An 18,944-nucleotide genomic window follows, 5' to 3' on the forward strand; every position below is an offset into this window, starting at 1 on the left:
AACTGCCCGTTGAATTTTTATTGCGATATCAGCCAGTAAGGTAGCAGATATGGATTTTTCGCCGCGGCTGCGCATGTTACGGCGTATTTCGTCGCATTGCGGCAGGGCACGCAATATTTCGGGATCTGGAAGGAGTCGTGCGAATTGCTGCGTGTCACACGCAAAAAAACGCCTTGTGCAAGAATCGCGGCTCGGCCCATGCACGTTACATCGTGCGTGCGTCGCCGGAATCGAAGCAGAAAATCGAAGCAACAAAGCGAAACAGAATTATCAGAAAGTCAGAAAGACCAGGAGCAGACAAGTGATTCAACGCATTTCGGGATTTTTCACAGGCGTGGTGCACCGGTTTTTGCCGGACCCGCTCATTTTTGCCATTCTTCTCACCGTTGTGACCTTCGTGCTGGCGTTCGCCTTGACGCCGCAACCGCCCGAAGCGCTCATCATGATGTGGGGTTCGGGTTTCTGGAATCTGCTCGCGTTTGCGATGCAGATGGTGCTGATCCTCGTGACCGGCCACGCGCTGGCCAGCTCCGCGCCGGTCAAGCGGCTATTGGTTGCGCTCGCAAGCTGTGCGCGCACGCCCGGTCAGGGCGTGATGCTGGTGGCTTTCGTGGGCGCGGTGGCCTGTGCGATCAACTGGGGCTTTGGCCTCGTGCTCGGCGCGATGTTCTCGCGCGAAGTGGCGCGCCGCGTGCGCGGCACGGATTACCGGCTGCTGGTCGCGGCCGCATATATGGGCTTTCTGACGTGGCACGGCGGCTTGTCGGGTTCGGTGCCGCTGGTGGCGGCCACCAAGGGCAATCCGATGGAAAAGACCATCGGCCTGATTCCCGTCTCGCACACCATTTTCACGGGCTATAACGCCTTCATCACGATCGGCCTGATCGTGTTGTTGCCGATCCTCGTGCGCCTGATGATGCCCAAGCCCGAGGACGTCGTTTCGGTCGATCCCGCGCTGCTCGAAGATCCGCCCACGGTCGAGCGCCAGCTCGGCCCCGACGCCACGTTTGCCGAGCGCATCGAGGAAAGCCGCGCGCTGTCGCTGCTGGTGGCCGCGTTGTGCGTGGTGTTTCTCGGCGTGCGTTTTCACGAGAAGGGCTTCGCGCTCGATATCGACACCGTGAATCTGGTGTTCCTCGCCGCCGGCCTCGTGCTGCACAAGACGCCGATGGCCTATGCGCGCGCCGTCGCGGGTGCGGCCCGCGGCGCGTCGGGCATCATGATCCAGTTTCCGTTCTACGCCGGCATTCAGGCGCTGATGGACCACTCCGGCCTCGCGGGCGTCATCACGAAATGGTTCGTCGATATCGCCAACGTGCACACGTTTCCGCTGCTCGCGTTCCTGAGTTCGGCGCTGATCAACTTCGCGGTGCCTTCGGGCGGCGGCCACTGGGTCGTGCAGGGCCCGTTCGTGATGCCGGCGGCGCAGGCGCTGGGCGTCGACCTCGGCAAATCGGCGATGGCGATTGCTTACGGCGAGGCGTGGACCAATATGGCGCAGCCGTTCTGGGCGCTGCCCGCGCTGGCGATCGCGGGCCTGGGCGTGCGCGACATCATGGGGTATTGCGTGACTACGCTGCTGTTTTCGGGCGTGGTGTTCGTCGCCGGGATGTATCTGTTCTGACCGGCGCGTTTGCGTGACAAAGCGGCGCTATGCGTGGCGCCGCTTTTTCGGCAAGTGTTTCAGCAGGAAGTCGCGCAATACGATGGCGTGATTGTGTTCGGCGTCGTGCGAGCCGTAGAGCAGCACGATCGGGCCAGCGTGCGCGGCTTCGGCGAGCGGTGCCCACGCGTCGTGATTCGCTGCGAGCTCGGCCAGATAGCGCCGCTCGAATTCGTCCCAATGCGCCGGATCGTTCTGATTGGCGTGAAACCACTGGCGCAGCGCGGTGCTGGGCGCCGCTTCCTTCGCCCATGTCACGCCCGCAAGCCGCTCCTTGCTGATGCCGCGCGGCCACAGCCGATCCACCAGAAAGCGATGTTCTCTGCCTTCCGGCAGCGCTTCATAGACGCGCTGTAGCGCGATCTTCGCTGCGCTCATTTCGTCGATTCCCTTTGCTGAAAGTTGAAGCGAAAAATGCGCTTCCAGTCTAGCAGACGCCCGAATGACACTTGTGCGAGCCGTATCCGGGTTTTCCTGTAATCTCGCGGCTGGTTCTTGCTACGCGATTGTCACTCGACTGCCACGCCCGCACCGCCCACCACGGAGCCGCCATGCCCGCCGAACGCGACACGACGTCTTGCGCCATCCGCCTCGCATCGTTGCCGTACGGGGCCGATCGATGAGCGCAAGCGCACTGGCACTCGGTCTCACGGGCATGCTGGCGAGCCTCGCGCTGCTGATCTGGCTGGCGTACCGGGGCTGGAGCGTGCTGCTGCTCGCGCCGCTTTGCGCAATGCTGGCCGCTGCGATCTCCGGCCAGCCGGTGCTCGCGCACTGGACCCAGACCTTCATGCCCAGCACGGGCCGTTTTCTCGCGCAGTTCTTCCCGCTTTTTCTGCTTGGCTCGCTATTCGGCAAGCTGATGGAGGACAGCGGATCGGTGGATGCCGTCGCGCAGTTCATGATCGATCGCCTCGGCACGCGCCACGCGCTCGCCGCCGTGGTGCTGGGCGGCGCGCTCGTAACCTATGGCGGCGTGAGCCTGTTCGTGGCCTTTTTCGTCCTCGCGCCGATGGCGCAGGCGCTGTTCCGTTCCGCCGATATCCCGCGCCGCCTGATGCCCGCAACCATCATGCTCGGCACCGCTACTTTCACGATGTCCGCGCTGCCCGGCACGCCTGCGCTGCAAAACGCGATTCCGATGCCGTTCTTCGGCACCACACCGTTCGCCGCGCCGGGCCTGGGCATCGTCGCGACGATCGTGATGGCGGGCTTCGGCCTCTGGTGGCTCGGCCGCGCGGCCGCGGCGGCGCGACGCAACGGCGAAGGCTTCGTCGAACCCGCAGGCGGCGGCGCCGACGACGATACGCGCAGCAAATCCCCGCTCGTGCGCGAACGCGCGAGCGTCGCGCAGACCTTCGACCCCGCCGAAATCGACAGCGGCGCGCACGCCCGCGCCGATGCCGGGCCGCCGCCCGCGTGGGTCGCGCTCGCGCCGCTCGCGGTCGTGGTGGCGATGAACTTCGTGATGAACGTGGTGGTGTTCCCGCGCATCGACGCCTCGTATCTCGCCGAGCCGATCTGGGGCGCGACGACGCTGCATGCGGTGTCCGGCGTCTGGGGCGTTTCGGTGGCGCTGACGCTGGGCATCGTCGTGCTGATCGCGCTCAATCGGGCACGGCTGGGCGCGCTGCGCGAAAGCGTCGATGCGGGCGCGAACGCAGCGGTATTGCCGGTGCTCAGCGTCGGCAGTCTGGTGGGTTATGGCGCAGTGATCGCCGCGCTGCCGGCGTTCGAGGCGGTGCGCGACTGGGTGCTCGGCATCGGCGGCGGGCCGCTGGTTTCGCTTGCGGTGGCGACCAATCTGCTCGCGGGCCTCACGGGTTCGGCTTCGGGCGGTCTCACGATTGCGCTCGATGCGCTCGGCGGCACTTATATGCAACTGGCCGCGCAGCATCATATCGACCCGGCGCTGCTGCATCGCGTGGCCGTGATGTCGTCCGGCACGCTCGACAGCCTGCCGCACAACGGCGCGGTGGTGACGCTGCTGGCCGTGTGCGGATCGACCCATCGCGAGAGTTATCGCGACCTCGTGGTGGTGAGCATTCTGGGCGCGATACTCGCGCTCGCGGTGGTGATCGTGCTGGGTTCGGTGTTCGGCAGCTTCTGACGCGCCCGGGCGCAAGCCACTGCGCTTTTGCGTCTTGTAGAGCGGTATGTTCGCCATTCGGCCGATAGACGTGCGCGTCGATCCGGTCCACACTGCGCGCATCGATCACACGCGCATCAAGACGAAAAACATATGGAACTGCGCCAGCTACGCTATTTTCTCGCCGTTGCGGAGCATCTGCATTTCAGCGAGGCCGCGCGCGTGCTCGGCATTGCGCAACCGCCTTTGAGCCAGCAGATACTCAAGCTCGAAAAGGAGATCGGCACGCGGCTTTTCGTGCGTCATTCGCGGCATGTCGAGCTAACCGGCACCGGCAGACTCTTTCGCGAACGCGCGCTGCGCATCGTCGAAGACGCCGATCTCGCGCTGGCCGAAGCGCAAAATGCCGGGCGCGGAGAAACCGGCCGCCTGAATCTGGGTTTCGCGGGATCGACGGTGTTTCATCCGCTCGTGGCCACATTGCTTCAGCGCTTTCGCAGCGCGTATCCGGGCGTAGCAATCGGCTGCGAAGAGAGCAATAGCTCGGTGCTGCTCGAACGCGTGAGCGAAGCCCGCGTGGATGCCGCCTTCGTGCGCCTGCCGCTCGATTGCCGCGGCCTGGAAACGCAGCCGCTAGTCGAAGAAGACGTACTGGCCGTGCTGCCGCCGCGCCATCGGCTGGCGCGCCGGCGCAGTCTCGATCTCGCCGATCTCGCGGGCGATCCGCTGATTCTCTTTCCGCGCCCGATCGGCCCGGATCTTTACGATTCGATCATCAGTGCGTGCCGCACGTCGGGTTTCAATCCGGTCATCAGCATGGAGTCGCCGCAGATTTCGTCGACGGTCAATATGGCGGCCGCGGGCTTTGGCGTCACGCTGATTCCGTCTTCGATGCGGCAGATTCAGGCCAAGGGCGTTACCTATCACGCGCTCAAGGGCGGCTCGCTGCATACGACCATCGCGCTGGTGCACCGGCCACGCGAGCGCGCGCCTACCGTGCAGAACTTCGTGCGTATCCTGCGCGATACGGCTCGACACGCGCAGCGCGAGTGATCGGCGGGCCCGTGCCGATTGATATCTTTTTCGTCTTGATCGGCGCAAACACAGTATTGGACGGGCGTTGCTGCGACAAATTATCCTAGTTTGATTCGCATCCGCTTTCCATCTGGAGTCGTTCGCATGTCCACCATTCCTCAACGCCCCGTCTCGTCCAGCACGACGCCCGGTGTTGGGCGAGCGTCGCTCGTCGCCTCGCTGCAAGCTATCGTCGGTGATCGTTTCGTGCTGACCGGCGACGAAGCGACGCGCCGTTACCGCAAGGGCTTCCGGTTTGGCGAAGGCAAGGTGGCGGCAGTCGTGCGGCCCGGCTCGCTGGTCGAGCAATGGCAGGTCTTGCAGGCCTGCGTGACGGCGAACGCGGTTGTGATCTCGCAGGCCTCGAATACGGGCTTGACCGGCGGTTCCACGCCCGATGGTAACGATTACGACCGCGACGTGGTGATCGTCAGCATGACGCGCATGCGTACGGTCTATGTGATCGACGAAGGCAAACAGGTCGTGTGTCTGCCCGGTGCGACGCTCGATCAACTGGAGCAGACGCTCAAGCCGCTGGGCCGCGAGCCGCATTCGGTGATCGGTTCTTCGTGCATTGGCGCTTCGGTGGTGGGCGGCATCTGCAATAACTCGGGCGGCGCGCTGGTGCGGCGCGGGCCGGCTTATACGGAAATGACGATCTACGCGCAGGTCGATGCGCAAGGCATGCTCAGCCTCGTCAATCATTTGGGTATTGAACTCGGCGACACGCCCGAGCAGATTCTCGCGCGCCTCGATCGCGGCGACCTCCCTGAAGCCGATATCCGCCACGACGCGGGCGCGGCCTCGGACCGCCATTACGCCGAACACGTGCGCGACGTGGACGCCGCCACGCCCGCACGCTACAACGCCGATCCGCTGCGCTTGCACGAAGCGTCCGGCTCCGCGGGCAAAGTGATGGTATTCGCGGTGCGGCTCGATACGTTTCCGATCGAGCAAGGCGCGAAGGTGTTTTATATCGGCACGAATTCAACCGCCGAACTCACCGACGTGCGCCGCTATCTGCTAGGCGAACTGTCGAATCTGCCGATTGCGGGCGAATATCTGCATCGAGACGCTTTCGATATCGCCGAGCGTTACGGCAAGGATATGTTCCTGCTGATCCAGCACTTGGGCACCCAACGTCTGCCGGGGCTGTTTGCGCTGAAAAGCCGTTTCGATGCCTTTTTCGAGCGTTTTTCTTTCCTGCCCGCGCATCTGACCGACCGCGTGATGCAGGCCGTGAGCCAATTGTTTCCGGGCCATCTGCCCGCGCGACTCAAGGATTATCGGCAGCGCTACGAACATCATCTGATGCTGAAAGTTTCCGCCGATACGGTGGACGAAACGCGCGCATACCTCACGCGCTATTTCGGACAGGCGAGCGGCGCTTTCTTCGAATGCACGGCGCAAGAGGGCAGCAAGGCGTTTCTGCATCGCTTCGCGGCAGCGGGCGCGGCCGTGCGATATCGCGCCGTGCATGGCGATGAAGTCGAGGATATTGTCGCGCTCGATATTGCGCTGCGCCGCAACGACCGCGACTGGTTCGAAACGCTGCCCGATGCCGTCGAACGCCCGATCGCCATCAAGCTGTATTACGGGCACTTCCTCTGCCATGTGTTTCATCAGGACTATATCGTGCGCAAAGGCCACGATTGCCTCGCGCTGGAGCACGAGATGTGGAAGCTGCTGGACGCGCGTGGCGCCGAATATCCCGCCGAGCACAACGTCGGCCATCTTTATCACGCGAAGCCTGAATTGAAGTCGTTCTACGAAAAACTCGATCCGTGTAACTGCTTTAATCCGGGTATCGGACAGACTTCGAAGTTCGCGCATTACAAAGAGCGCGCGCAATAAAACGAAAAAGGCGGTGCATCCACAATGCACCGCCTTTTTGATTGATTCGCCAGCGTCCGGCTGGAATCAGCCGGCCTTGCTCACCGGCACCCAGCCGTTTTGCTGAGCCGCTTGCGCAAGCTGTCTGGCGATGGATCGGGCGAGCTTGCCGGCATCGGAGGAAATCGTGTCGTTCTTCGCTTCCGATGCGCCATGCACGCCCGCGCCTGCTGCCGCCGACATCGCCACATGGCCCGCTGCGGCACCCACGCCTGCCGTTTCGGCGACGCCGGGCATATGGCCGCTGTTTGCATCGGCTTCGAAGGTGACGAGCGTTTGCGGCGCGCCGTTGGCCGGCAGATACGACACGGCAATCGTCGCGCCCACTTCGCTCTTGCCCGCGCCCAGACCGATCAACATACGGCGGCGACGGCTGCCCGCATCGATCGTATCGATACGGCCTTCCACGACGATGGCGGCACGGCCTGCGGGAACCGGGCCGTCCACGCGCAGGGCGGGCAGACCCTGCTTCTGCAGCTGCGCGACGATGTCGTCGGCGAGCTTTTCGCGTGCGGCCAGCGCCGCTTGCTGCTGCTGTTGCGCCGACGATTCGCCGCTGGCCATCGCCTTGAGCTTTTGCGCCATGCCGCTATCGAGCTTGACCAGATCCGGCGAGATTTCGAACGCGGAAACATAGATGACATCGGCCTGAACCTGCGGCAGCGGGCCAGCGGCCTGCAAGGTGTTGGCCGCCGATGCGCAGCCCGAAGCAAACAGCGAACCTGCGAGCAGCGCTGCGCCTGCGAGTCGTTTGGTCTGGTTGATGAAAGCGGTGAAGATCGTGGACATGTCGAATCGCCTGAGGGGTCTTCGACACGAGCGCATCAATCAGGATGCCGAACTATCGAAGCGGGTTCATGAAAGCTGGCAGGTCGCTGCGCCTTTCGGCTGCGTGCGTCGCTCAGCACAGGCGCAAGTATGGGAGCAACTGCGCGCTTATGCCACGCAGCAATTATGTCGATCTATGTCACGTGCGCGGGGTCGCGCCGGGTAAGGCGGGCGGAAATGGGGGAGGGTTGAGCGCGAGCTTCACGCGGGCTTCCAGGCCGCCGCCATCGCGATCGAGGAAGGTTAGCGAACCTCCTTGCTGACGCGCGATTCGTTCGACGATTGCGAGCCCGAGTCCGGTGCCGCCCGAATGTCCGCGCGCGTTGCTGCCGCGGCTGAACGGCGATTTGAGGCGTTCGAGTTCGGCGGCGCGAATACCGTTGCCGCGATCGCACACGGCCACCCAGGCGAAGCCGTCTTCCTGCCACGTGCGAATGAGCAAACCCGCCTTTCCATAGACGACCGCGTTCTGCATCAGATTCATCAGCAGGCGCATGACGGCCACGGGCCGGAAAGCAAACATCGGCAATGGGCCTTCCTCGAAGTCGAACTCGTGTCCGAGCCCGGCAAAATCGGCAACGAGCTGGCCTGCAAGCGCGTTGAGATCGCCTTGTTGCGGCGCTTCGCGTTCGCCGCTGCCCGCGTAGTCCATAAACTGCTGAAGAATCGTGTCGATGGTATCCAGATAGCCTTCGGATGACGCCACCAGCGCGTCGTTGGTGCCGCGCGGCAGCGCCATTGCGATGGCAAGGCGCAGCTTGGTCAGCGGCGTGCGGATGTCGTGCGACACGCCCGCGAGCATCAGCGCGCGCGTGGCTTCGGCCTCGCGCAGCGCGGCGGTCATCTGGTTGAAGGCGCGGCTGACTTCGGCGATTTCGGTGGGGCCGTCGGTGGGCAGCGGCGCGGGCGTGTCGCCTGCACTCACGCCGCGCGCGGCATGCGCGAGATCGGCGAGCGGACGGTTCAGGTGCATCTGGATCAGCCAGCCCGTGAGCGCCGCGAGCAGCGCGAGGCCGATCGACAGCAAGATGGCCGTGGTGATGCCGCTGGCCTGGGCGTCGGCGGTCATCGGCAGGGCGATCCAGACCGGCGCGTCTGCGGTGTGCACGCGTATCCACAGACGCGCTTCGTCGTCGCGGTCGGAGTCGGCGATTTCCCAGCGCACCGGCATATCGGCAGGCAAATGGCGGCGCAGCGCGTCCAGGAAAACATCGCGCTGCCAGCTACGGAAGAAACGCAGCGGATTGATGGCGGGCGCGACCACGCTCGACGCGGGCGCCGCGTTTTGCGCATGCAGTCGCGCGGCGGCGGCGCGGCTTTCGGCGGGCGGCATCGCCACCAGCATGCCGTCGAGCACCTTCACGTAGTCGGAAAAAATGATCGACGCGCGGTCGATGCGCGGGCGCTGCACGAAATGCAGCAGCGCGCTGAGCGAACAGACCTGCGTGAGCGCGACGAGCGCCACCAGCAGCGCGATATTGCGCGAGAGCAGCGAGCGCGGCAGCCAGGAGCGCGGCGTGCCGGACGAGCTTCGCGCGGTCGACACAGGCGCGCCCATCAGGAATCGACGCCGGCCACCAGCATATAGCCGATGCCCCAGACGGTCTTGATGAAACGCGGCTTGGCCGGATCTTCCTCGACGATCTGGCGCAGCCGCAGAATCTGCACATCGACGCTGCGATCGAGCGCGTTGTGATCGCGTCCGCGTGCGCGCGCGAGCAGGTTTTCGCGGCTCACGGCGCGATTGGGCGATGAGCCGAGCGCGTGCAGCAGCAACATCTGCGCGGAATGCACGTCGATGGGCACGCCGTCGCGCATGAGCGTCTGCTGGCCGACATCGAAGACGAAATCGCCGAAACGCAGCCGCTGCGAGGTCACCGTCGGGTCGCCCGCGGCCATTTTCTGGCGGCGCAGCAAGGCTTTCACGCGCGCAACCAGTTCGTCGGGCAGAAAGGGTTTGGCGAGATAGTCGTCGGCGCCGGTTTCGAGGCCGATCACCTTGTCCGCCGCATCGCCTTTTGCGGTGAGCATGAGGATCGGCAAGGTGTGGCCTTCGGCGCGCAGGCGGCGGCACACGCTCAGGCCGTCCTCGGGCTCCATCATCAGATCGAGCACGAGCAGGTCGTAGGGCTCGCGCTGTAGCATGCGGTCGAGGCGCTTGCCGTCCGCGACGGCGCGCACCTCGAAGCCGTGGCCGCTCAGGAAGCGTTGCAGCATGTTGCGCAGCTCGGCTTCGTCGTCCAGCACGATGATGCGGTTTGCCTGCTCCATGGCCGCCTCCGGCGGTAGTCGATGCGGATGGTGCGAATGATGCGCCGTCAAAGGCGCGCCATCCGCACCAGGGTTTGCGCGTGCCGCGGTCATCGGCTCGCGGCGGCGCGTGCGCGCATGAAGTCTTCGATCTGCGCGAGCGTAACGAATCCAGCGTGCTGTGTGTCGATGGCGTCGAAATGCTGCGCCACCATCGGCATGCCCGCCTGCGCCTGTTCGCGCGTGAGCTTGCCGTCGTGCGTGGTGTTGGCCTGCGCAAAGCGGGTCTGCAACTGCGAGAGCGCGCGGGCCATGCGCTCGTTCGTGGCGGGCGCGGCAGCGGGCGCCGCCGGTAAGCCTTGCGCCGCAGCCGCTGCTGAAACGATACACAAAATCAGGGGGACGATCATCTTCTTCATGGTGTGCTCCGTAGGGTGGCCGACATAGCGTGCCGGCCGGTCAGGGGAAATCGGATAAAGGCATCGGCAAATACATCAGGCCCAGTGCGCGGGGACCCACACGGCGCCCGCCCAGTGGCCCGGCACCCAGATCGCGGCGCGCGGCGCGGCATACACGGGGCGCGGGGCGATATAGACGGCACGCGGCAGCGGACGGCCGACGTACACGACTTTAGGCGGCGGCGGGGCGACGTAGACAACCTTCGGTGCCGCTGCGACGTAGACCGTTTTCGGCGGGGGCGGCGGCACGTAGACGGCTTTCGGCGCGGGCGTGACATAGACCGCCGTGTTCGCGGGCGGCGGCGCAGGCGTGACGATCACGGGCGCCGGCACCGGAGCGGGAACAGGCGCGACGGCAACGGTAGCGCCGACTGCCACCGTGCTGCCGCCTGTCACGACCGTCGTACCGCCAGTAGTGCCGCCGGCCACGACCGTCGTGCCATGCACGACCGTGCTGCCGCCCGAAGTCGTCACCACGCCGGGTGCAACGCGGGTCGCGCTGCCCGAATGCGTGTACGTGCCGCCATCCGTCCCCGTAACCGTGCCGGCGCGCGAACAGGTCGAGCCTGCGCAGTTCGTCGAGGCGTTGTGGCTCACGCTGTTGCCGTTGGCCGCCGTGACCGTGCCCGTCGACGAATACTGGCCGGGCGCCGTGCGCGTCACGCTGCCCGAAGTCGAGGCGCTGCGGCCATCTTCGCCGGTCATCGTGCCGGTGTGCGAGCAGGTGCCGCCCGCGCAGCTCGTATCGCCCGCATGCTGGACCGAACGTCCGTTCGGGCCGACCGCCGTGCCGCTATTCGAGAACTGCCCCGGCGCGGTGCGGGTGACGTTGCCCGTGTTGGTGGCGACGCCGCCCCAAGGACCGACCACGCCGCCCGCATGCTGGCAACTTCCGCCGCTGCACGAACCCGCATGCGCAGCGTTATAGGTGCCGTGCGGCGTATAAGCGGTGCCGTGGCCAGACCAGCCTGCGAAAGCGGGGGCGCTGGCAAGCGCAATAAACGTGGCGGCGACGAGGGTGAGCGGTTTCATCAGAGATCCTTGCGATTGCAGCGGTGAGAGCGGGGCGGTTCGTTTCAGGACACGTTTCGGGCGTTCCGGCGTGTCAGCGGAACGAACTATAGGGCGGTGCCCGCCGCAAGTCGCGTGCAAAACCATGTCGCGGTGTTACATCTCGCCGCGGCTTTTGCCGGCATCGCCAACCCGCACGGGGCAAGGCGAAGCGGCCGCTTGCCGGGCCATTTCCCGCATGACACACGACGACATAATTCGCGCGTGGTGTTTCGCGCAGTGCGCCTCTACAGTGCGTTCATCCGACGCGACGACCACACACGATTCGAACCCGCGTCCTCTTTCACCCCGCGCTCATTCGCACATCGTCATCATGCTCACCACTGGAAAACTCGCGTATTACGTCACGCTGCTTATCGTTACCGCTTCGCTGATCGAAGCGGCCTGGCTCACCTTCCGCAAGCGCCGCGCAGGCGATGCCGCATTCGACTGGTCCGAAGTCTGGATTTCGCTCGCCGATCTCGCCGGACGAAAACTGTTCGCGCTCCTGCCCATTTCAATCGCCGCGCCGATCTTTCATTTCGCGTGGGAACATCGGCTTTTCATGCTCTCGATCGATAACTTCACGCTGGCGTTCTTTGTCTTTATCGGCCAGGAATTCTGCTATTACTGGTATCACCGCGCTTCGCACCGCATGCGCTTTTTCTGGGCCACGCATGCCGTTCATCATTCGCCGAATCAATTGACGCTTTCGTCGGCGTATCGGCTTGGCTGGACCGGCAAACTCACGGGCCCCGTGATGTTTTTCGCGCCGCTGGTGTGGCTGGGCGTGCGTCCCGAAGTCGTGCTCGCGATTCTCTCGTTCAATCTGCTTTATCAGTTCTGGCTGCATAACACGTGGATTCCCAGACTCGGCTGGCTGGAGTACGTGTTCAATACGCCTTCCGCGCATCGCGTGCATCATGCGTCGAATGTCGATTACCTCGATGCGAATTACGGCGGCGTACTGATCGTGTTCGATCGCCTGTTTGGCACCTATGTGGCCGAGCGCGCCGATGAGCCTTGCCGCTACGGCCTCGTTACGCCGACGCGTTCGCGCAATCCGCTAGTCGTCGAATTCGAGCATTGGGTGAGTCTCGTTCGCGATATCGCGGCGGCGCCCAATCTGTGGACCGCTGTGCGTCATGTGATCCTGCCGCCGGGCTGGAGCGCGGACGGCAAGGGCGAAACCACCGAGGAGCTGCGCAAACGCAGTCTCGCGACGGTGCGCACGGATGCTTGAATGACGTCGATGAAATGCGCGAGCACGGTTGCCGCAAACGGCCGGCTCGGTTAACGTGGCGGCCCGCAGCGGCTTTGGGCCGCTGCAACGTTTTCGAACCCGTCGTCCTTTATGCGGGCGACTTTTTCGCAGAAAGCAGGCAATCAGAATGGATAACTCAGTGAACGGCAAGACGGTGGCGATCACCGGCGGCTTCGGCAGCCTTGGACTGGCGACGGCGCAGTTTCTGGCGGCGCGCGGCGCACGCGTGGCGCTGATCGGCCGAGGCGCGGCGCCTGGCGCCAACGCGCTGCCGGCCGCACTCAAGGACGCCGTGTGCCTGGGCGGCGTCGATCTGGTGGACGCTCAGGCCGCCTCAGCGGCGCTGGCCAGAGCCGCTGAGGCGCTGGGCGGACTCGACGCGCTGGTCAATATCGCGGGCGCGTTCCGCTGGGAAACGATCGCCGATGGCGATGCAGGCACCTGGGATCTGATGTTCGATCTGAACGTGAAGACCGCGCTGAATGCGTCGAAGGCTGCGCTGCCGGCGTTGCTCGCGCGCGGCGCGGGCCGCATCGTCAATATCGGGGCGGGCGCGGGGCAGAAGGCGGGCATGGGGATGGGCGCGTATGCGGCGTCGAAGGCTGGCGTAGCGCGCCTGACCGAGGCGCTGGCCGAAGAACTCAAGGATAAGGGCGTGACGGTCAATGCGGTCCTGCCGAGTATTATCGACACGCCGCAAAATCGCGCCGATATGCCCGACGCCGATTTCACCCGCTGGGTTCAGTCCGATGAAATCGCCGCGGTGATTGCGTTTCTGATTTCGTCGGATGCGCGCGCGGTGACGGGCGCTGCGATTGCGGTGAACGGGCGCGTTTGATCGGAGTGTGATGGCGCTCGTGCGGGCCTAGTGTCCGTGCCCGCCGCTGCCATGGCCACCGCCGCTTTGCCAGGTGCCGCCGCCATGACCGCCTCCATGCCAGCCGCCGTGGCCGCCATGCCAGCCGCGTCCGCCGTAACAGCATCCGCCGCCCCACCAGGCCACGCCGAAACTCGGCCCGTAGTAATAATCGGGGTAATAGCCGTACCCATACGGATAACCGTAGGCGTACGGATACGAATAGCCATAGCCAGCGTCGTAATAGCCCGGGTAGCCTGGATAGGGCGCGACTGCACATCCTGCGAGTGCAGCGGCCGCGCCGATTGCTCCAATTACGCAGATGAAACGGTACACAGTGGTCTCCCCTCGATACTGCTTTGGCATCGCGGAGAGGGCACAGGTTCACGGGCAATTGTGTCCGCAGATTACTGGCACGCACGCCAGTAATCTGCGGATGATTCGTCAGGAAGACGAAAGATTGCGCGAGCGACCGAAAGCCAGCCAGTCGAGCAGCAGAACGGCCAGAATCGTTGCGCCCATTAGCGGGAAAATCACGGCCAGCAGGGCCAGGCCGATCTTCCATGCACGCATCGGCGGCGCAGCGCGTTCGCGCGACGGTGCGCCCACCGTGCGCGAAGGACGGCGCAGCCACCACATCACGAAACCCGTCACCGCAAGCGCGGCCAGGCCGAGTGAAATGACCGTGCAGACGATCTGGTTCGCAAGGCCAAAATAGCGGCCCATATGCAGCGATGTGCCGTACGAAATGACCTGCGAAACCGCGCCGTAATCGGCGTAATGGATATCCTTGAGCACCTTCCCGCTGTATTGATCGATATAGACGGTGCGCTCTTTCTGCGGGTCCGCGGGAAAATACGACACGGTGTAGACGGCCGAGGGCGTGGCGGGCAGCGCGACATCGTAGCCGCTGGCCACGCCGGAATCGCGCATGAGCGCGACGACCTGATCGAGCGTAAAACGCGTGTTCTCCTGCGCCGCTGTATCGGGCGATTGCGGCACCTTGACCGCGCCTACGGCCCACGGCACGTTAGGCAAGGGCAGATCGTCCATCACCATGCCGGGCATCGAGGACATATCGTGGCCCGCGTGTTCGGCGTGATCCGTCTGGGAAGACGCGCCAGGCAACGTGGATTTCAACGGCAAACCGCCGCCCCATGCGCCTCGCGGTGCGCCGACATTCACGCGTGTCGCCAGCGCCTTGAACTGTTTGCCCCACGATCCCGTCCACGGCAGACCGCTCACGACAAACGCCAGCGCGCCCACCGCGAGCCAGATGCCGATCACGCTATGCAGACTCTTCCACCACGGTCTGCCTTTCGTACTGAAACGCGGCCAAAGCGCACTGCGCAGCGAAGTCCGTTTACCGTCGGTCGCAACACGCGGCCACCAGAGCGCGATGCCCGTGCCGATCATCACCAGCGTCCAGCACGCGGCCAGTTCCATCAACAATTCGCCAGGTTTGCCGAGCAGCAACTTGCGATGCAGCATGCGATCCACCTGCATGAAGCGGCTATCGACATCGAGCGTGCCGAGCACGTCGCCGCTATACGGATTCACATAGACGCTTTCCTTGCGACCATTGGCAAGCGCAAAAACGAATTCCGCGCTGCGCGCAGGACTGGCTTCGATATGCGCGCGTATGGGTTTTGCCTCGGGCGGCAGCGCTGTGCGGGCTTTATCAAGCAGCGTATCGGCAGGCAGACGCGGAGAATCGGCCGGTGTCACCACCAGACGATGCGGATAAAGCAGCGGCTCGATTTGCGGCTGAAAGCAGTAGATCGTGCCGGTGATCGCCAGCACGATCAAAAACGGCATGACGAAAAGGCCGGCATAAAAATGCCAGCGCCATAGCGTGCGATAGCCAGGGTGAACGGCACCGGCAGCGCGCGCAGTGCGCGTGCCGGAAGCAGGCAGCGTAGCGGACATGATGGGTTCCTGTTGTGATCGATGTGGCGAATGCGAGCAATCGCTCATATGCCGATCTTCGCTTCGACATAGAAAGTGCGGCCCGGATAGGGGTGATAGACGAAGTAGCGCGCGTCGAAAATATTGTCGATGCCTACACCAATCTCACTCTTCTTCGTCGGCCGATACGTGTACTTCACATCGGCGACCGTGTAGCTGCTGGTGCCGCCGAAAACGTCCGGGTTGGTATCGGTATTCGTGAGCGTGTTGTATTGACGGCCCGAATAACGGGCGGCCAGCGTCAGCGCGCTATGGGCATCGAATCGATACGTCGCGACGGCATTTACGCGCCACAACGGAATGCGATAAAAGTATTTGCCGACGCTCGCCGGGTTCTGCGCGTTCTCGAGGATTTTCGACTGCGTGTACGCAACGCTGGCCGAAAAATCGAGCCCATGCAGTACCACGTCCTGGCCTTGATAGCTCGTTTCCACGCCGCGCGAACGCACCTTGCCGATGTTCTGGAAGTTGGTGACGTTCGGAATCACGGTGGTATCGGTCTGACTGAAGATGGTGTTCTTCACGTCGTCCTGAAACAGCGTGAAGCGGAACAGACCATTCCAGTGCGCCCATTCGGCAGTGAGTTCTTTCGACAGATCGTCTTCGGCTTTCAGATTGGGATTGTTATTGACGATCGACGATCCGTTGATTTGCCCCTGGAACAATTCGCCCACAGTCGGGAAACGATAGGCGCGCGCAATCGAGGCGCGCAGCGTGAGATCGTCGGTGACATCGAAAGAGAGCGAGGCTTTCGGCGAGAAGTGCTGATCGCTCACGCCCGCATACGGCACCGTCGAAGCGCCCAGCGACTGATAACCGTCATACGCGCGCCAGTCTTCGTAACGCACGCCATAGACCAGTTTCCAGCGCGGCAGAAAGCGCCACGCGTCCTGCGCGTAGACGGCCTGCGTTTGCGTTTTGCCGGCGAACGCGTTGGCGAAACTCCCCGCCGGACCGTCGCGCCATGCGAGCGTGTTGTAGGTACGGTTATCGACGAAGTAATTGTCGTAGTGATAGCCGAACGTCAGCCAATGCGCGCCCAGGCCCGCATCGGGTCGCGCGGGCGTCCACGTGGTCTTGAGGTCGAGCGTTTTCCAGCCGGTGCCGTCGCCGAGCGTCATCGTGCCCGCGCCGTTGCCGGTTCCGCCCGAACTGGCCGTACGCGCGACGCTGTTGCTTACGTCGTAGTACGAAGCAAGTGCCTCCGCGTTCCAGCCGGTCGCCTGGTGCGTGCGCAGATTCAGACCATACAGCCAGTTCTCGCTCTGACCGCGGCTGGGCGCCATCGCAGAAGCGGGAATCGTGTACTCGTACCCGCCGATATTGACCTTGCCGCTATAAACGGGATTGCCGTTATCGTCGTAGAGAAACGTCGACGTCTGGCTACTATAGGTCTGATGCCAGTAACCGAGCGTGAATCCGCCCTGCACGGTAGGCGTGAAATCGTATTGCGTGCGCAGCTTGAACTGGTCCTGTACCGTGTGCTCGATGCCTTCGCCGTTCACGCCTAGCACGACAGTCGGCGTATTGGTCTGGTTCTTGTAGAAGTACGCGCCGTGCACGGGCGTGTCGCTCGCCGTCGCTGGCGTGCTCGATTGCGCGAGCGTAGCGAACTGCAACGGCTGGCTCGTATTCTCCAGATGATTCACGCCCAGCAGCCAGGAGAACTTGCCGATGCGATCGCCAATCGACGCACTCATTTCGCTGCCGTTGAAATTCTGGTTCACGCCGTAAAGGCTGAAGTGCTGCGTGAACGCTTTCACATCGGCGTTGGCCTCGAATTTCGAGGGCATGCGCGTGGTAATCAATACCGTCGCGCCCAGCGAATTGCCCGGATAAAGCGCCGAATACGGTCCGTAAATGACATCGACCTGCTGGATCTGGTCGGGAAACACCATCGACCAGCGCGGCGGAAACGCATAGCTGTTACCGAGCAGATTGGACAGCAGCAAACCATCCGAATACACGAGGCCGCGCGCGCTTTGCGTATTGCTCGTGCCGCGCACGGCAATGATCGAATTCAGGTCGCCGACAAAGCGTTTGCGCACCGCCAGATTCGGCATGTACTTGAGCACGTCTTCGGTATTGACGACGTTCCAGTTGTTGAACTGCTCGGGCGTGACGGTTTCGACCGTGGCGGGCAGATTTGGATCGACAGCGGACGTGGCCGCGCCGCGCGAGGCCGTGCCTGAAGCGCTGATCGTGACCGTGGGCAGCGTGGTCGCGCTGGTGGTATCGGCGTCGGCGGCGTGGGCCGATGCGGTGGCGAAAGCAGCAGCGGCGGCAGCCGCGAAAGGTGCGAGCAGGCACAAGGGCGTGCGCAAGATACGGACGTGCGAAAGCAACCGCGCGCCGCGCGAGGCGGGCGTGAACATGTGAGGTTTCCCCAGAGCAATAGACGTGCGGCCGCGGATGGCGCTTCCAGGCGAGCCATTGCGTGTGTGCAGCGCGCGTCTTTATCTGCGTCGAGCCGATGCATGGCCGATGCCCGAGCGCGATCGCAAACGATCACAAACAATCGCAAACGATCAGCGATCGACGGACAAGCGACGATCAGGCAACGAACAACCGGTAATCAGGCAGAAAAAACGCGAACGTGCGGCCGATGACGACAGCAGTCAAGCGAATGCGCGGGAAACAGCGGGAGGGGCGCGTGGACGGCCCGAGGGAAAGGCCCCGAAGGGCGTATGACGCGTGGACAGCGTCGCTGCACGCTCGACATTGGCCACGAGCGCGCGTTGCGCTTCGGGCACCGCGATAGCGGGCATGGCGACGTGATGTTCAAGCAGATTGCAGTAACCGCAGGCGCCGAACGCATCGTCGTGCGAAAGATGCGGGGCCGAGGAAGCCGGCTGAAGCGCGGAGCAAAGCGTAGCGTCCAGCTCGTGCGCGTGATGCGCGGCAATCAACTGACTCGCGAGCGGAGCAAGCACGATGAGCCACATGGCGACGAGGCCAAGCCATGCGGTCAGCAAAATGTGCTTGCGTAGTTTCATATTGGAGTGAGCGATTGCGCGGCGCAGTCTACCACGCCAGGCGCGATTCACGCACGCGCGAAAGCAGGCTGAAAGTGGTCATAAGCAGTCCCGTATTTGGCTGCGCTCGCGGGAAAGTGTCCTGAAACAGGCGCTTTCGTACTTTTACGATAGGTCTCGATCGATGCGAATGTCACCATGATCGGCATGTTCAACTGAACAATATTGAGGGCCGCCTGCGTGGCGGCGCGCGATCATGTCCGTTTTTTCCCTACGCCCTTCGCCCAGCCTGCTCTGGATGGCCCGTACCGCCGAACCCGCTGATCAAAGGCTCGAACATCGCGCATGCGACAGCACGTCGCACGCGCCGCTCGCGCGCGGCAGCGGTATCGATTCGACGCGTTGCGGTCTGGAGTTGCCCGTCAAGTTCGCGCTGAAACTCGGCGCGCGCACGCATGCCACGCCGCGCAATCCGGTTAATTGCCCGCTTGCAGACAATGCGCTGCGTCAGTGGTGCGTGCGCCGGCAAAGCGGTCAATGCCCGGAAGAAAACGCTCGCCATCAAGGCCCCTGAAA

17 protein-coding genes are annotated in these 18,944 nt (G+C 63.7%); 7 read left to right on the top strand and 10 right to left on the bottom strand.

From position 1 onward, the window contains the following. The first annotated feature begins 301 nt into the window (after positions 1-301). Positions 302-1,624, top strand: a complete 1,323-nt coding sequence (locus tag G3N59_RS10365) for a TIGR00366 family protein (protein ID WP_205982489.1) — start codon at positions 302-304, stop codon at positions 1,622-1,624. A 27-nt stretch (positions 1,625-1,651) separates the two neighbouring features. On the opposite strand, the gene G3N59_RS10370 is transcribed toward G3N59_RS10365, so the two are convergent. Next, entirely contained in the window at positions 1,652-2,041 is a 390-nt protein-coding gene (locus G3N59_RS10370) for a DUF488 family protein (RefSeq protein ID WP_205982490.1), read from the bottom strand. A gap of 241 nt (positions 2,042-2,282) precedes the next feature. Here G3N59_RS10370 and G3N59_RS10375 point away from each other — a divergent pair, with 241 nt between their 5' ends. From G3N59_RS10375 to dld, 3 genes are all read left to right on the top strand, one after another. Further along, on the top strand, positions 2,283-3,773 hold the full coding sequence (locus G3N59_RS10375) for a GntP family permease (RefSeq protein WP_205982491.1): 1,491 nt from the start codon (positions 2,283-2,285) through the stop codon (positions 3,771-3,773). 132 nt (positions 3,774-3,905) lie between these two features. After that, entirely contained in the window at positions 3,906-4,805 is a 900-nt protein-coding gene (locus tag G3N59_RS10380; protein ID WP_205982492.1) for a LysR family transcriptional regulator, read from the top strand. A 126-nt stretch (positions 4,806-4,931) separates the two neighbouring features. Further along, positions 4,932-6,680 (top strand): D-lactate dehydrogenase, encoded by a 1,749-nt coding sequence (gene dld, locus G3N59_RS10385; RefSeq protein WP_205982493.1) that lies wholly within the window; start codon positions 4,932-4,934, stop codon positions 6,678-6,680. Positions 6,681-6,746: 66 nt separating this feature from the next. Here dld and G3N59_RS10390 read toward each other — a convergent pair whose 3' ends face one another. The 5 genes from G3N59_RS10390 to G3N59_RS10410 form a co-directional block, all read right to left on the bottom strand. Continuing rightward, positions 6,747-7,508 (bottom strand): DUF4410 domain-containing protein, encoded by a 762-nt coding sequence (locus G3N59_RS10390; protein WP_205982494.1) that lies wholly within the window; start codon positions 7,506-7,508, stop codon positions 6,747-6,749. Between the two features lie 178 nt (positions 7,509-7,686). After that, positions 7,687-9,105, bottom strand: coding sequence for an ATP-binding protein (locus tag G3N59_RS10395; RefSeq protein ID WP_205982495.1), 1,419 nt, complete (start codon positions 9,103-9,105; stop codon positions 7,687-7,689). Then, a complete protein-coding gene (locus G3N59_RS10400; RefSeq protein WP_205982496.1) occupies positions 9,105-9,818 on the bottom strand; it encodes a response regulator in 714 nt (237 codons plus the stop codon). The genes G3N59_RS10395 and G3N59_RS10400 overlap by 1 nt, the downstream gene beginning before the upstream one ends. 89 nt (positions 9,819-9,907) lie before the next feature. Continuing rightward, positions 9,908-10,216, bottom strand: coding sequence for an EF-hand domain-containing protein (locus G3N59_RS10405; RefSeq protein WP_205982497.1), 309 nt, complete (start codon positions 10,214-10,216; stop codon positions 9,908-9,910). A 75-nt stretch (positions 10,217-10,291) separates the two neighbouring features. Then, on the bottom strand, positions 10,292-11,287 hold the full coding sequence (locus tag G3N59_RS10410; RefSeq protein ID WP_205982498.1) for a hypothetical protein: 996 nt from the start codon (positions 11,285-11,287) through the stop codon (positions 10,292-10,294). Positions 11,288-11,639: 352 nt separating this feature from the next. Here G3N59_RS10410 and G3N59_RS10415 point away from each other — a divergent pair, with 352 nt between their 5' ends. Both G3N59_RS10415 and G3N59_RS10420 read left to right on the top strand, forming a co-directional pair. Continuing rightward, entirely contained in the window at positions 11,640-12,548 is a 909-nt protein-coding gene (locus G3N59_RS10415; protein WP_205982499.1) for a sterol desaturase family protein, read from the top strand. Between the two features lie 148 nt (positions 12,549-12,696). After that, on the top strand, positions 12,697-13,407 hold the full coding sequence (locus G3N59_RS10420; RefSeq protein ID WP_205982500.1) for an SDR family NAD(P)-dependent oxidoreductase: 711 nt from the start codon (positions 12,697-12,699) through the stop codon (positions 13,405-13,407). Between the two features lie 27 nt (positions 13,408-13,434). Here G3N59_RS10420 and G3N59_RS10425 read toward each other — a convergent pair whose 3' ends face one another. The 4 genes from G3N59_RS10425 to G3N59_RS10440 form a co-directional block, all read right to left on the bottom strand. Next, a complete protein-coding gene (locus tag G3N59_RS10425; protein WP_241023330.1) occupies positions 13,435-13,761 on the bottom strand; it encodes a hypothetical protein in 327 nt (108 codons plus the stop codon). A gap of 108 nt (positions 13,762-13,869) precedes the next feature. Continuing rightward, complete coding sequence (locus G3N59_RS10430) at positions 13,870-15,354, bottom strand: PepSY domain-containing protein (protein WP_205982502.1); 1,485 nt, start codon at positions 15,352-15,354, stop codon at positions 13,870-13,872. A 44-nt stretch (positions 15,355-15,398) separates the two neighbouring features. Continuing rightward, entirely contained in the window at positions 15,399-17,768 is a 2,370-nt protein-coding gene (locus G3N59_RS10435) for a TonB-dependent receptor (RefSeq protein WP_205982503.1), read from the bottom strand. Positions 17,769-18,011: 243 nt separating this feature from the next. Continuing rightward, a complete protein-coding gene (locus G3N59_RS10440) occupies positions 18,012-18,389 on the bottom strand; it encodes a DUF2946 domain-containing protein (RefSeq protein ID WP_205982504.1) in 378 nt (125 codons plus the stop codon). Positions 18,390-18,624: 235 nt separating this feature from the next. On the opposite strand from G3N59_RS10440, the gene G3N59_RS10445 reads away from it, so the two are divergent. Continuing rightward, on the top strand, positions 18,625-18,942 hold the full coding sequence (locus tag G3N59_RS10445) for a hypothetical protein (RefSeq protein ID WP_205982505.1): 318 nt from the start codon (positions 18,625-18,627) through the stop codon (positions 18,940-18,942). Positions 18,943-18,944: the final 2 nt, after the last annotated feature.

Source organism: Paraburkholderia sp. Ac-20340 (assembly GCF_017104965.1).
In the GTDB taxonomy this organism is placed as follows: Bacteria; Pseudomonadota; Gammaproteobacteria; order Burkholderiales; family Burkholderiaceae; genus Paraburkholderia.

Bases quoted from the DNA above. Each gene is read 5' to 3' on its own strand.
- G3N59_RS10440 (WP_205982504.1), bottom strand. From the start codon at position 18,389: ATGAAACTACGCAAGCACATTTTGCTGACCGCATGGCTTGGCCTCGTC.
- G3N59_RS10420 (WP_205982500.1), top strand. From the start codon at position 12,697: ATGGATAACTCAGTGAACGGCAAGACGGTGGCGATCACCGGCGGCTTC.
- G3N59_RS10395 (WP_205982495.1), bottom strand. From the start codon at position 9,105: ATGGGCGCGCCTGTGTCGACCGCGCGAAGCTCGTCCGGCACGCCGCGC.
- G3N59_RS10380 (WP_205982492.1), top strand. From the start codon at position 3,906: ATGGAACTGCGCCAGCTACGCTATTTTCTCGCCGTTGCGGAGCATCTG.
- G3N59_RS10390 (WP_205982494.1), bottom strand. From the start codon at position 7,508: ATGTCCACGATCTTCACCGCTTTCATCAACCAGACCAAACGACTCGCA.
- G3N59_RS10400 (WP_205982496.1), bottom strand. From the start codon at position 9,818: ATGGAGCAGGCAAACCGCATCATCGTGCTGGACGACGAAGCCGAGCTG.
- G3N59_RS10370 (WP_205982490.1), bottom strand. From the start codon at position 2,041: ATGAGCGCAGCGAAGATCGCGCTACAGCGCGTCTATGAAGCGCTGCCG.
- dld (WP_205982493.1), top strand. From the start codon at position 4,932: ATGTCCACCATTCCTCAACGCCCCGTCTCGTCCAGCACGACGCCCGGT.
- G3N59_RS10410 (WP_205982498.1), bottom strand. From the start codon at position 11,287: ATGAAACCGCTCACCCTCGTCGCCGCCACGTTTATTGCGCTTGCCAGC.
- G3N59_RS10435 (WP_205982503.1), bottom strand. From the start codon at position 17,768: ATGTTCACGCCCGCCTCGCGCGGCGCGCGGTTGCTTTCGCACGTCCGT.
- G3N59_RS10430 (WP_205982502.1), bottom strand. From the start codon at position 15,354: ATGTCCGCTACGCTGCCTGCTTCCGGCACGCGCACTGCGCGCGCTGCC.
- G3N59_RS10375 (WP_205982491.1), top strand. From the start codon at position 2,283: ATGAGCGCAAGCGCACTGGCACTCGGTCTCACGGGCATGCTGGCGAGC.
- G3N59_RS10405 (WP_205982497.1), bottom strand. From the start codon at position 10,216: ATGAAGAAGATGATCGTCCCCCTGATTTTGTGTATCGTTTCAGCAGCG.
- G3N59_RS10445 (WP_205982505.1), top strand. From the start codon at position 18,625: ATGTCCGTTTTTTCCCTACGCCCTTCGCCCAGCCTGCTCTGGATGGCC.
- G3N59_RS10415 (WP_205982499.1), top strand. From the start codon at position 11,640: ATGCTCACCACTGGAAAACTCGCGTATTACGTCACGCTGCTTATCGTT.